We start from the raw sequence: 11,599 nt of genomic DNA on the forward strand, positions 1-11,599 counted from the left end.
GCGATCCCCCCGATCGGTGACGTCCGGGGGGCGAGAGCCGGTCCTCGCTGGACCGGTGGTGCGTTCGGCCGATCGGAGGGATGCCCGAAGGGTCGATCTTGTAAACCCGGGCCGGGCGCGGCGGCCCGCCCGGCCCGGAAAAAGATCACGACATGCCGAGATGTTTCCGGGCGAAGTCGATCTCGGCGGCCATCTGGGTGATGCGCTCCTCGACGACGAGGGAGCCGTGGCCCGCGTCGTACCGGTACACCTCGTGCGGGTGCCCCAGCTCCGTGAGCCGCGCCAGGTAGTTGTCGATCTGCCGGATGGGGCAGCGCGGGTCGTTCTCCCCCGCCAGGACCAGCACCGGCGCCTTGACCTGCTCGACGTAGGTGATGGGGGACGACTCGCGGTACCGCTCCGGCACCTCCTCCGGCGAACCGCCGAACAGGGACCGGTCGAACGCCTGCAGGCCCTCCATCTCGTCCTCGAACGCGGCGACGTAGTCGGCCACCGGAACGGCCGCGACCGCGACGCTCCAGTCGTCCGGCTGCGTGCCGATCCCGAGCAGGGTGAGGAACCCTCCCCATGACCCCCCGGTCAGCACCAGCCGCGCCGGGTCGGCGAGGCCCGACTCGACCGCCCAGTCGCGGACGGCCTTGATGTCCTCCAGTTCGGTGATGCCGACGCGCCCCTCGATGGCGTCGCGCCATTCGGAGCCGTAGCCGGTCGAGCCCCGGTAGTTGACGCGGACGACCGCGAAACCATGGTCGACCCACGCGGCGACGGCGGGGGCGAAGGAGTCGTCGTCCTGCGCGGTCGGCCCGCCGTGGACGTCGAAGACGGTCGGGTAGGGGCGGTCCCCTTCCGGCTTGCTGACCAGCGCGTGGATGCGGCCGGCCGGGCCGTCCACCCACACGTCCTCGACCGGGACGGACGGCGGCGCCGCGGGCCCGGGCGGGGCGAGCACGACCGCGCCGGACGTCGAGCGGATCACCGGCGGCTCGGCGGCCGACGACCAGAAGAACTCGACGGTCCCATCCGGCCGGACGTCCGCCCCGCCGAGCACCCCGCGCGGCGTGTCGATCCTGGTCAGGTCCCCGTCGGTCAGGTCGTAGCGGTACAGCTCGTCGCGCGCCTCGTGCGAGTGGGAGACCAGCAGCGCGGCCCCGTCCGGGTACCAGGTCGCGCCGATCTCGCCGGGCAGGTCGAGGACGATCTCCTGCTCGGTGCCCGCGATCGGGTCCCAGATGAGCATCTCCTCCCGCCCGCGCCGCTCGTGGTGGACCAGGAGCCGCGGATCGCCGTCGACCGGGGCGAACCCGGCGCCGTAGACGCCCTTGCCCGGCCCGTCCCACAGGTCGGCCACCGGGGAGCCGTCCTGCCGCACGACCCGCAGCGCCATGTGGCGGCTGTCGCCGTGCTCGCTGTGCCCGATCGCGATCAGGGACTCGTCCCGCGAGACGTCGGCGACGTGGGCGTCCTCCGCGTGGTGGTAGATCACCTCCGGCGCGGCGCCCGCCCGGCACAGGTGGACGGTGTTGCCCTCCCCCGTCGTCCGTCCGATCACGGCGAGGCCGCTGCGGCCCAGCGCCAGCCCCGACGGATACGACGGCTCCAGCTCGGGAACGGCCGGAACGCCGCCGGCCTCCCCGAACGGGACGCGCTTCCACACGCCGAACTCGTCGCCGTCCGTGTCGGCGAACCACCACACCCACTCGCCGGACGGGTCGACGGTTCCGGCCCAGGTCCCGTTGGGGCGGTCGGTCACCTGGCGCTGCTCACCCGTCTCGCGGTCCCAGGTGTAGATCTCCCAAGTCCCGCTCACGTTGGAGCGGTAGATGCTGCGGCTCGGGGCGTCACGCGCCCATCGGGGCAGGCTGATCCGCGCGGCCCGGAAACGCGCCTTCCAGCGCTCGTCGTCGACCATCCCCCCAGTATCGCCGAGCCTTCCGCGCTGTCATGGAGGGGACGGGTCAGGGGGCGGGGACGCCGGCGACGAAGGTGAGCTCCTGGGGGGAGGGCACCAGTTCGACCATGGTGCCGGGGCGGAGGTCCTCGCCGAGGACGGCGGTGATCGCGTCGGTGAGGGCGGCGGCCAGGTTCGCGCTGATCTCGGCGGCGTCGGGACGGTCGAAGGCGGCGGCGCGGACGCCCATGACCAGCGAGACGTTCGTGTCCACGGCCTTCCCGCCCTGAGCGAAGCGGCCGGCGGGGACGCCGGACAGGCGGATGCCCACGAGCCCGCGGGCCCATTCGCCGTAGACGCCGACGATCGCCTCGGTCAGCGCGGTGACGAGCTCGGATTCGTGGCCCGCCAGCCTGTCTTCTGGCAGATGGGCGGTCAGATGCGGCACAGTGGTCCCCGTTCTCTTTGGCCTCAAAGCCTTTGAATTCAAAGATAACTGGGGAGGGCGCCGATGTCCACCGACTCGGGCGGTCCGGCCGTCGACGAGGCCGTCCGCACCCTGCTGCTGCTCATGCCGCGGCTCGTCGGCCGCGCCAAGCGCCTGCCCATTCCGCCGGCGCTCCAGGGCCTCGACCTGGCGCCGCGCCATCTCGCGCTGCTGGCCCACCTGGAGTACGACGGCCCGGCCAGCGTCAACGAACTGGCCGCCCGGCTGGAGGTCGCCCCGACGACCGTCAGCCTCATGGTGAGCGACCTGTCGCGGCCGGGCGTCCTGGAGCGCACCGCCGACCCCGCCGACCGCCGCCGCCGCATCGTCGCCATCGCCCCCGCCTTCACCGCGCCGATCGGCGAATGGCTCTCCGGCAGCGCCTCCGCCTGGGAGCGCGTCATGCGCGACCTCGCACCCACCGAGCGCGCCACGGTCATCAGCGCCCTGCGGGCTTATGAGGCCGCCTTGGAGCAGGGCACCGCCGAGCGTCAGGATGCCGATCCGGGGTAGCGGTCGCCTTCGCCTGGCCCGGCGCCGGTCAGAGGGCTTTCCGCGTACGGCCGTGCGGCGTCAGGTGCTTCGTGCCGGCCAGGGTGTGGTGGACGGTGCGGGCCACCCGTTCGATGGTGGCGATCCCGTAGGCCATGGACGGGGTGTCCTGCGTGAGGACGACGATCATGTAGTCCTCGCCGTGCCCGTCGAAACTCCCGATGCTGTGGACGCGCCAGCGCCTCTCTGGGCGGGGCAGCCAGCCGTTCTTCATGTGCCAGGCGACCCCCGGGGGACGTCCCGCCGGGGTGCCCCACCGCTGCGCCGGGACGACCTCGTGCATCAGCCTCAGCGCGTAGGCGCGGGCCCTGGTGGGCAGGAGCGCGTTCGGCGTGGTGAGCCGCCTCAGCAGTTCGATCTCGTCGTGCGCGGTGATCTGGGTGAGTCCCCAGTGGCCGTCCGGGTCCAGTTCGGTCTGGTCCATGCCGGCCCGGTCGATGAAGTCCGCGATGCGGGCACGTCCCACCGAGCGCCACAGGTCGGACGTCGCGCGGTTGTCCGAGCGGATGATCATCCTGCGGGCCCGGAGCCTCTCGGCCGCCGTCAGCGGGCGGTCCTCGTCGGCCGCCCGGCGAAGCAGCGCGCCCAGGACCGTGACCTTGACGACGCTCGCCGAGTCGTAGCGCCGCCCTGCCGCGACCGCGCAGCGGATGCCGCGCCGGCGGTCGTACACGGCGACGGACTCGGTCCCGGCGCGGCCGCGCAGCGCCTGCCTGATCCGCGCGCCGAGCCGGTCGGCGGCCTTCGGATGCCGGACCGACGAGCAGGGGCCGTCCGGGGCCGCGGCCCGGGCAGGCGCGGCGGTCGGCAGCAGCGCGGCCGCGAGCGCGAGCGCGGCGATGGATCGTGCCATCCGGCCACGCTATTGATCACGAAATCCGGGACGGGCCATCCCGGGGCCGCGCTTCGGTAAAGGAGCGCTCAGGGAGTGGCCAGGCCGCCGAGCAGCTCGTCGATCGCGGCGCGGACCTGCCGGTCCATGGCCCGGGCGAAGCCGGCATCGACCGTGACCTGGGCGCCGGAGCGCAGCCGGGCGATGGTCTCGGTGAGGGCCCCGAGGTGCCGGTCGTCGACGGCCTCGTCCAGCCGCCCGACGACGTGCGTCGTGATCAGCCGGACGAACATCGCGGCGAGGTCGTCCATGCTGCGCTGGAGCTCCTGGCCGGCCGCGAGCACGGCGTCGAGCGGCACCCCCGCCCGCACCAGCGTCACCGTGGCGTCGAGCTGGCGGCGGCTCCAGTGGGTGACGCGGTCGCCGTCCACCTCGATGTGCCCGAGCGCGACGGCCCGCTCGACGGCCTCCGGACCGACCTCGCCGGGGAACAGCGCGGCCAGCTCGTCCAGCGTCATCGTCACCGGGACCTCGTTCGACCACGGGGTCGTGACCGCCTTCTCGACGCCGAGGACGGTGCCGATGTCGCGGCCCTGCTCCCAGGCGGCCAGCAGCTCGCGGATGCCCTCCAGGGTGTGACCGCGGTCCAGCAGGTTCCCGATCATGCGGAGGCGTGCCAGGTGGTCCTCGGAGTACAGGCCGATGCGCCCCACGCGGCGTGGCGGCGGCAGCAGCTTGCGCTCCTGGTAGTACCGCAGGGTCCGCACCGGGACCCCGGCGGCCGTGGCGAGTTCGCCGATGCGGTACTCGCGGGCCCCGGCGCCGGGGTGGCCGCCCTGTTCCTCCGTCGGCTCTTCGCTCACGGCGGCCAGCATAGTTCGCGGCCGGTCCCGGCCACGTCCCGTATCGTGCGGCGACGGAACGCCGGTGCGGTCGCGCACGTCAGATCCCCGTCGTTGCCGACGCCCCCTGCCGGAAAGAAAGGCGAAAGATGCTGAAAACCCGTTCCGCGGCCCTCGCGCTCGTCGGTCTGGTCGCCGCGTTCGGGCTGACCGCCTGCGGTCAGGACCGGTGGTGCGAGCACGATGCGACCGACACGAAGGTGAGCGACCGCTTCTGCAAGAACAACACCCCCGGGTACGAGTGGGAGTCGGACGGCGGAGGCCACAAGAAGAAGTCGTCCAAGCACAAGACGGTCAAGAAGACCAAGTCGCGCCACTGACCTCCGGCGGGCCGTCCGCCGAGACGGCGGCCCGGAAGCCGAGACGGCCCCGGACGGACGAACCGGCCGGGGCAGAATGGCCGTGGCTCAGCGGGGGCATCGGAGCCGCGCGTCCTCACTCTTCTGGTGCGTATCCCAGCTCTGGATGACACCTCCGGCGACTGCGGTCCGGTAGGTCTCCCGGCCCGAGGTCCAGTCGCACGGGATCGTCGCCTTGACCTGCAGATACGCCCCCCATTTCTTGGGGACGTACGAGTTCTGGCCCGTGTTGCAGGCCCAGCCGCCGACCGGTCCGCGCTTGCAGAGCGACACCTCGACGGTGATGTATCCGGGCTTGTCGCAGATGATGCTGCCGTAGCCGACGACCTCGGCGGCCGCGCCCTTCCCGCGGACGGTCGGGCGCCAGGAGCGCAGAACGCATTTGTTCTTCGCGACCTCGGGCTGGAAGGACGGCGCGTTCCGGGCTCGCGCTCCGGAACCGGCCGTGACCCCGGTTTGCGAGGCGCTGCTCGTCACTTCCCCGTGCCCCTGGAAACCAGAGAAGAACATCAGGGCGGCCGTTATGGCGCTGCACGCTGCGCCGCCTGCGGCGATTTCCACGATTCGTCGCCTCATCGAGCCCCGTCCCTCCACGCGTTCTTCCAGGTGAGAACACGCTAGGAAGGATCGGGTGCCGCATTTCAGGGCCCTAGGGCCCCGTCCGGCTCAGGCCGGGCCCCAATACGAGGAGAGGATCTCGCCGGGCCCGCGGGTACACGGGAGGCGGCCCGGGCTGATCACACGGAGGCACCGAACCGCGGCGGCTATGTGACGCGCCGCGCTGTCATGGTGCGGCGCTGCCGGCGCCGGGTCGTCTCGTCCTCGGCGCGGGACGCCTCGGCGGCGAGCAGGTCGGCGAGCGAGCGGGGGAGGATGTCCTCGCGGCGGTCGGCGAACGGTGAACGCATGATCCCTCCCGGATCAGGCGGCGGTTGTCAGGTCGGGATAGGCCGCGTACACGCTGGTCAGAGCCCAGCGCATCCGGGCCAGGTAGGCGTCCGGATGGTCGCCGGCCTCCTGGGCGACGGCGGCGATCCAGCGGGAGACGTCCCCGCCGCAGGCCCCGAACCGGTCGTTGATCGCGGTGCGGACCTGCTCGGCGGAGGGACGGTCGGACTCCTGCAGCGGGGAGGTGAACAGGATCTCGGCGAGGTCGGACGCGTTCATCGAGGTGAAGCTCGGCATGGTCGACATCGGAGTGCCTTCTTCCTGCGGGAGACTTCCTCGTCACCCTTCTGCTGATTACGACTCTGCCTCCCGCACGAATTCATCGCCATAGGGGAAAACCCCTAATCACGGTGGAGTTTCCCCCCCGGGGTCACCCTGAGCGGCCTTGGGAGCGGGGCGAGAAGGCGTCCGTGAGGGCTTCGCGGAAGGCGCGTACGGCCGGGTGGGAGCCGCCTCCCCGGCGGGACGCCGTGAACAGGCGGCGTGTGCGGTGCTCCTCCGGCAGCTCGACGACGGGCACTGCGGGTGGGCCGTCCTGCCAGACCAGGCCCGGGAGCAGCGCGGCGGCGTGGCCGCGCTCGACCAGCCGCAGATGCAGCAGCAGGTCGGTCGACTCGAAGCGCACGTCCGGCTCGAACCCCGCCTCCCGGCACAGCCGCGTCGCCCACCGCCGGGACGCCGTGCCCTCCGGCTCCATCACCCATGGGCTCTCCGCCAGGTCGCGCAGGCCCGCGCCCGGCGACCGCGCGGGGAGCGCGAGGCGGATCTCGTCCGTCCCGAGCCCCTCGTGGTCGACGCCCGCCGGGCGGGGGCTCGGGTCGCCCGGATACTCCTCGGTGATCACCAGGTCGAAGTCGCGCGCGAGCAGGGCGGGCAGGGCGCTCTCCGGCTCCCGCTGCGTGACCTCGATCCGGAGCCGCGGATGGGCGTCGCGCAGCGCGCTGAGCGCGTCCGGGACGAGCGCGAGCGCGGCCGTCTGGAACGCGGCGACCCGCAGCACCCCCGCGATCCCGCGCAGGGACGCGGCGAGGTCGGCCTCCGCGCGTTCGAGGCGCTCCAGCACCGCCTCGGTGTGCGCGACGAGGATCTCGGCCTGCGCGGTCAGCCGGACGCGGCGGCCCACCGGTTCCAGCAGCTGCACCCCGGCCTCCTTCTCCAGGACGGACAGCTGCTGCGAGATCGAGGACGGGCTGTAGGAGAGGGCCTCGGCGACGGCGGCGAGCGTCCCCCGGTGCTTCAGCTCGCGCAGGAGCCGGAGCCGGTGCAGGTCCAGCATGGCCGCTCCATTCATCGGCTTGGGTGACGATTATCGCTCGGAAACATTCGCTGGACCGATCGGACTCCGGCGCGGGACGGTGTTCGCCATGGTCACGGCCCCCGCCTCGCTAGCCCGTTCGTCCTGGTTCGCCCGTCCGGCCGCGCGTCACTGGACGTGCCCGCCCGCGCCGGGCGACGTGGCCGCCTTCCACCGGACGCTCCCTGGTCACGCCGCGACGCCGCTCGTCGAGCTGCCGTCCCTCGCGGCCGAACTCGGCGCCCGGCGGCTGTTCGTCAAGGACGAGTCGGCGCGCCTCGGCCTGCCCGCCTTCAAGATCCTCGGCGCCTCGTGGGGCGTCCACCGGGCGCTCTGCGACCGGCTGGGTCTCGCGCCCGGCGGGACGTCCCTCGCCGCTCTGCGGTCGGCGCGGCCGGACGTCCGGCTCGTGACGGCGACGGACGGCAACCACGGCCGCGCGGTCGCGGCGATGGCCCGGCTGCTGGGGCTGCCGGCGGAGGTCTGCGTTCCGCACGGCGTCCACCCCGAGGCGGTGGCGGCGATCAAGGCGGAGGGCGCGGCCGTGACCGAGATACCGGCGCCCTACGACGAGGCTGTGCGGGCCGCCGCCGATGCCGCGGCCGCCGGCCATTCGGCGCTGCTCGTCCAGGACACCGCATGGCCTGGTTACGAACAGGTGCCGCAATGGATAGTCGAGGGCTACTCCACCCTCTTCACGGAGATAGACGAACAACTCGCTGAGGCGGGGGCCGCCCCAGCGGGCCTTGTGGCCATTCCAGTGGGTGTGGGGTCGCTGGCCCAGGCTGCTGTGACCCATTACCGGTCCGGGCGGTCCGCTCCCACGTTGCTCTCTGTTGAACCCGATGCGGCGCCCTGCGTTTTGGCGAGCCTCCACCAGGACCGGCCGCTGACCGTCAGGACACGGCCGACCATCATGGCGGGGTTGAACTGCGCAACTCCGTCGACGCTCGCTTGGCCCGTCCTACGCGCCGGCCTGGACGCCGCCGTAGCGGTCACCGACGCATCCACGGCCCGCGCGGCGCGCGACCTGGCCCGCCTCGGAGTCGCGGCCGGCCCGTGCGGCGCCGCCTCCCTCGCCGGTGCCCGTGCCGCGCTGGCGCCGGACCGCCGCCCGCTCCTCGCGTCCGGTCACGGGGAAACGGTCGTCCTCCTGGCCACGGAGGGACGAGCCGCTAACCCCGCATAACGACATTTCGGAAAAGGGGGCAGCGCAGCTGACCTACGCGCCGGTAACATAATGTCGCCGCATCCGCCTGGATCGGTGTGCTCTCGGCCAACGCTCCCGGTCGCGCCCGGGGACGAGCAACGAGAGGGGACGCGCCATGCAGCCCACTCTGGACCAGTTCCTCGCCGACCGCCTCGAAGAGATCACCGCGGAGGTCGCCGGAGAGATCGCCGAGCGCGTCCCCGCCTACACGCACCTGCGGGCGCGCGAGATCCTCGCCCTCGTCCGGGACGCCCTCGCCGCCTACACCGGCGCCCGGGAGACGGCCGCCGTGCTCGACGCGTTCCGCGCCCTCGGCGCCAGCCAGGCCCGCGCGGGGCACGACGTCCGGCACTTCGAGTCCGCGCTGCGCACCGGCGCCCGCGTCCTGATCCGCCGGACGGCCGGCGCCGCCGCCGGCCTCTACCCGCCCACGGCCGAGTACATCACCGTCATGGAGCACGCGTTCAGCGCCGAGGGCCGCATCGTCCAGGCCGCCGTCGAGGGCCACCGCCGGGCCGGGCGGCGCGCCGGGACGCGCCGCCTCCGCACCCTCGTCTCCGAGAACTAGCGGCGCCGGACGGCCCTCTCGTTCGGCACGCAGTGCGTCATCCTCAGGCCGTCGACGTCCCGCGGACCGTTCTGGCCGAGGTTCTTCAGCCGCTGCTGGTCCTCGTCGGTGAGGTCCTGCCCGGGCAGCGGGCCGAGGTTCCTGACGTCGTCGGCGGAGATGCCGAGCCCCCGGCCGACGCGCAGCCCGAGATCGTCCTCGACGAGCAGGAAGTGCCACACCATGCGCTCCTGGACGGGACGCGCGCACTGCGAGATCAGCTCGACGAAGTTGCGCACCAGGTCGTCGCGCTCCCACTCCTCCATGAGCAGGTAGCGCTGGCCCGCCTGCTTGTAGTCGTTCGCGCGGGCGATGCGCTTGCGGGTGAGGCGCCCCGTGATCTCCGGGCCCTGCTCGTCGTGCGTCGGGTACTCGCCCTCGCGCAGGCCCCCGGTGATGGACGGCTCGTAGTTCACGTGGGGGTTCGCCCCTCCGGCGTCCACGTGGTACGTCATCTGCCCGTCGCGCTGATTCGTCCGCACATGGGCGCCCTTGGCCCGGTTGACGGGCAGCTGGAGGTAGTTCGGGCCGACCCGGTGGCGCTGGGTGTCGCTGTAGGAGAACGTCCGTCCGACGAGCATCTTGTCGTCGGAGAAGTCGAGTCCGTCGACCAGGACGCCGGTGCCGAACGAGATCTGCTCGTTCTCGGCGAAGTTGTCCTCGACGTTCCGGTCGAGCACGATCCGTCCGACCGGCTTCGGCGGGAAGTCGTTCTCCGGCCACACCTTCGTGTCGTCGAGGGGATCGAAGTCCAGCTCCGGGTGCTCGTGGTCGTCCATCACCTGGACGACCAGCTCCCACTCCGGGAACTCCCCGCGGTCGATGGCCTGGTGGAGGTCCCTCGTCGCGTGCCCGAGGTCGCCGGCCTGCACCGCCGCGGCGTCCTCCGCCGTCATGCTGCGCACGCCCTGCTTCGGCATCCAGTGGTACTTCACGAGCTTGGTCTCGCCTGCCTGGTTAACCCACTTGTAGGTGTTCACGCCGAAGCCCTGCATGTGCCGGTAGCCGGCCGGGATCCCGCGCGGGCTGAACAGGTTGACGAGCATGTGCATCGACTCGGGCGTCTGCGACATGAAGTCGAAGATGCGCGCCGGCTCCTGCCGGAACGTCACCGGATCGGGCTTGAGGGCGTGGATGACGTCGGGGAACTTGATGGCGTCCCGGATGAAGAAGACCGCCAGGTTGTTGCCGACGAGGTCCCAGTTGCCGTCCTCGGTGTAGAACTTGATGGCGAACCCGCGCGGGTCGCGCGCCGTCTCCGCCGAGTCGCGCCCGCCGATGACCGTGGAGAACCGCAGCGCGATGGGCGTGCGCTTGCCCTCACCCTGGAACAGCTTGGCGCGGGTGTAGTTCGCGATCGGCTCGTCGCCCCATTTCCCGTACGCCTCGAAGAACCCGTACGCGGTCACGCCGCGCGCGTGGACGACCCGCTCGGGGATGCGCTCCCGATCGAAATGGCTGATCTTCTCAAGGAACTGGTAGTTCTCCAGGGTGGCCGGGCCCCGAGAGCCCACCGTCCGCTGGTTCTGGTTGTCGTACACCGGGTGGCCCTGCCGGTTGGTCAGCACCGGACGGTCGTCCCCCGGCTGTGGCCCCATGCTCGCAACGTCCGTCACGACGCCTGTCTCCTCTCACCCGCTCTCGCTGGCGCTCTACCCGGCGGGGGACAGGGGAAGGTCCGCACCAGGTAAACCCTGCCCGGCGAGCTCGACGTCATCCGGCGAGGCCAGGTCATTCGGCGAGCGCGGCGGCGAGGTCGTCCAAGTGCCTGGAGACCGGGCCCAGGGTGAGCAGCCCGCTCTGCGCGCCCGCCAATTCGCCCGCGGCCGGGACGAGTTCGTCGTGCGCGCGCCGCATCGCCGCACGGTCGCCCACCGCGATGGCGGCCTGCGCGGTGAGGCACCACAGGGCTTCGAACAGCAGGTCCCGCGGGGGGTCGGGGACGTCCCGCAGCGCCGCGGCGGCCTCGCCGGGACGTTCGCGCGCCAGCAGCACCAAAGGCCGGGCCCAGGGCAGGTACGGCCCCCAGTCGGCGGGCCCGGTCTGGGCGGGCAGCCGGTGCCGGACGCGCAGGCAGAGGAGGGCGAGCGGCAGCAACCCGTCCTCCAAACCGGGCATGCCGCACCCCTCCATGTGCGCGGCCGCATCCCGGTAGGCGCTCTCGGCCTCCTCGAACGACGCCTCGCCGGACGCCGCGAGCCGCAGCGCCCGGTACCAGGTCGTGAACACGCCGACCAGCGGACGCTCGTGCCGTTCGGCGAGGCGGTCGGCGGCGTCCGCGTGCCGGTCGGCCCCGCCGAAGTCGCCGAGCGCGGCGCGGGCCTGGAGCCGGACGAGATGACCGAGCACCTCGTAGCTCGACAGGTCGTTGCGCGCCGCCAGGTCCACCAGCTCCGCGCCGATCCCGTCCCGCCGCGGCGCCAGCCCACGACTCCAAGGAGACCCAGAAGGCCGTCGGGCGGAAGAAGAACGCCATCGTCCTGGACGGCGAGACCCGCGAGGTCGCGGGCCTGCGCGTCT

At 72.6% G+C, this 11,599-nt stretch carries 14 protein-coding genes; 4 read left to right on the forward strand and 10 right to left on the reverse strand.

Annotation, left to right across the window (positions count from 1 at the left end; all coding sequences use genetic code 11):
- Nucleotides 1-145: 145 nt before the first annotated feature.
- Nucleotides 146-1,909 (reverse strand): prolyl oligopeptidase family serine peptidase, encoded by a 1,764-nt coding sequence (locus tag AB0K37_RS03390; protein WP_363974075.1) that lies wholly within the window; start codon nucleotides 1,907-1,909, stop codon nucleotides 146-148.
- A gap of 46 nt (nucleotides 1,910-1,955) precedes the next feature.
- The gene (locus AB0K37_RS03395; RefSeq protein ID WP_363974078.1) at nucleotides 1,956-2,336 is read right to left on the reverse strand and encodes a hypothetical protein; all 381 of its coding nucleotides are present in this window, start codon (nucleotides 2,334-2,336) and stop codon (nucleotides 1,956-1,958) included.
- A gap of 63 nt (nucleotides 2,337-2,399) precedes the next feature.
- Between AB0K37_RS03395 and AB0K37_RS03400 the strand changes: the two genes are divergently transcribed.
- Complete coding sequence (locus AB0K37_RS03400) at nucleotides 2,400-2,888, forward strand: MarR family winged helix-turn-helix transcriptional regulator (protein ID WP_363974081.1); 489 nt, start codon at nucleotides 2,400-2,402, stop codon at nucleotides 2,886-2,888.
- A gap of 28 nt (nucleotides 2,889-2,916) precedes the next feature.
- Here AB0K37_RS03400 and AB0K37_RS03405 read toward each other — a convergent pair whose 3' ends face one another.
- Both AB0K37_RS03405 and AB0K37_RS03410 read right to left on the reverse strand, forming a co-directional pair.
- Complete coding sequence (locus tag AB0K37_RS03405) at nucleotides 2,917-3,780, reverse strand: serine hydrolase (protein WP_363974084.1); 864 nt, start codon at nucleotides 3,778-3,780, stop codon at nucleotides 2,917-2,919.
- A 68-nt stretch (nucleotides 3,781-3,848) separates the two neighbouring features.
- Nucleotides 3,849-4,622: a MerR family transcriptional regulator gene (locus tag AB0K37_RS03410; protein ID WP_363974086.1), complete on the reverse strand. Its 774-nt coding sequence runs from the start codon at nucleotides 4,620-4,622 to the stop codon at nucleotides 3,849-3,851.
- A 128-nt stretch (nucleotides 4,623-4,750) separates the two neighbouring features.
- Here AB0K37_RS03410 and AB0K37_RS03415 point away from each other — a divergent pair, with 128 nt between their 5' ends.
- The gene (locus tag AB0K37_RS03415; protein ID WP_089310719.1) at nucleotides 4,751-4,981 is read left to right on the forward strand and encodes a hypothetical protein; all 231 of its coding nucleotides are present in this window, start codon (nucleotides 4,751-4,753) and stop codon (nucleotides 4,979-4,981) included.
- Nucleotides 4,982-5,068: 87 nt separating this feature from the next.
- Here the strand turns inward: AB0K37_RS03415 and AB0K37_RS03420 are convergent, their stop codons facing one another.
- From AB0K37_RS03420 to AB0K37_RS03435, 4 genes are all read right to left on the reverse strand, one after another.
- A complete protein-coding gene (locus AB0K37_RS03420) occupies nucleotides 5,069-5,581 on the reverse strand; it encodes a hypothetical protein (RefSeq protein WP_363974089.1) in 513 nt (170 codons plus the stop codon).
- A gap of 203 nt (nucleotides 5,582-5,784) precedes the next feature.
- Nucleotides 5,785-5,928 carry a hypothetical protein gene (locus AB0K37_RS03425; RefSeq protein ID WP_363974091.1) on the reverse strand — a complete coding sequence of 48 codons (144 nt, stop codon included), beginning with the start codon at nucleotides 5,926-5,928 and terminating at the stop codon, nucleotides 5,785-5,787.
- 13 nt (nucleotides 5,929-5,941) lie between these two features.
- Nucleotides 5,942-6,214 carry a hypothetical protein gene (locus AB0K37_RS03430; RefSeq protein ID WP_363974094.1) on the reverse strand — a complete coding sequence of 91 codons (273 nt, stop codon included), beginning with the start codon at nucleotides 6,212-6,214 and terminating at the stop codon, nucleotides 5,942-5,944.
- A gap of 124 nt (nucleotides 6,215-6,338) precedes the next feature.
- Entirely contained in the window at nucleotides 6,339-7,244 is a 906-nt protein-coding gene (locus tag AB0K37_RS03435) for a LysR family transcriptional regulator (RefSeq protein WP_363974097.1), read from the reverse strand.
- Nucleotides 7,245-7,332: 88 nt separating this feature from the next.
- Between AB0K37_RS03435 and AB0K37_RS03440 the strand changes: the two genes are divergently transcribed.
- Nucleotides 7,333-8,451, forward strand: a complete 1,119-nt coding sequence (locus AB0K37_RS03440) for a diaminopropionate ammonia-lyase (protein WP_363974100.1) — start codon at nucleotides 7,333-7,335, stop codon at nucleotides 8,449-8,451.
- Nucleotides 8,452-8,587: 136 nt separating this feature from the next.
- On the forward strand, nucleotides 8,588-9,040 hold the full coding sequence (locus tag AB0K37_RS03445) for a hypothetical protein (RefSeq protein WP_363974103.1): 453 nt from the start codon (nucleotides 8,588-8,590) through the stop codon (nucleotides 9,038-9,040).
- Here AB0K37_RS03445 and AB0K37_RS03450 read toward each other — a convergent pair.
- Entirely contained in the window at nucleotides 9,037-10,695 is a 1,659-nt protein-coding gene (locus tag AB0K37_RS03450; protein ID WP_363974106.1) for a catalase, read from the reverse strand. The two genes, AB0K37_RS03445 and AB0K37_RS03450, sit on opposite strands and share 4 nt — an antisense overlap.
- Before the next feature lie 115 nt (nucleotides 10,696-10,810).
- Nucleotides 10,811-11,467, reverse strand: a complete 657-nt coding sequence (locus tag AB0K37_RS03455) for a hypothetical protein (RefSeq protein ID WP_363974109.1) — start codon at nucleotides 11,465-11,467, stop codon at nucleotides 10,811-10,813.
- Between the last annotated feature and the right edge of the window lie 132 nt (nucleotides 11,468-11,599).

This window comes from Actinomadura sp. NPDC049753 (assembly GCF_040674655.1).
Taxonomy (GTDB): Bacteria; Actinomycetota; Actinomycetes; order Streptosporangiales; family Streptosporangiaceae; genus Spirillospora; species Spirillospora verrucosospora.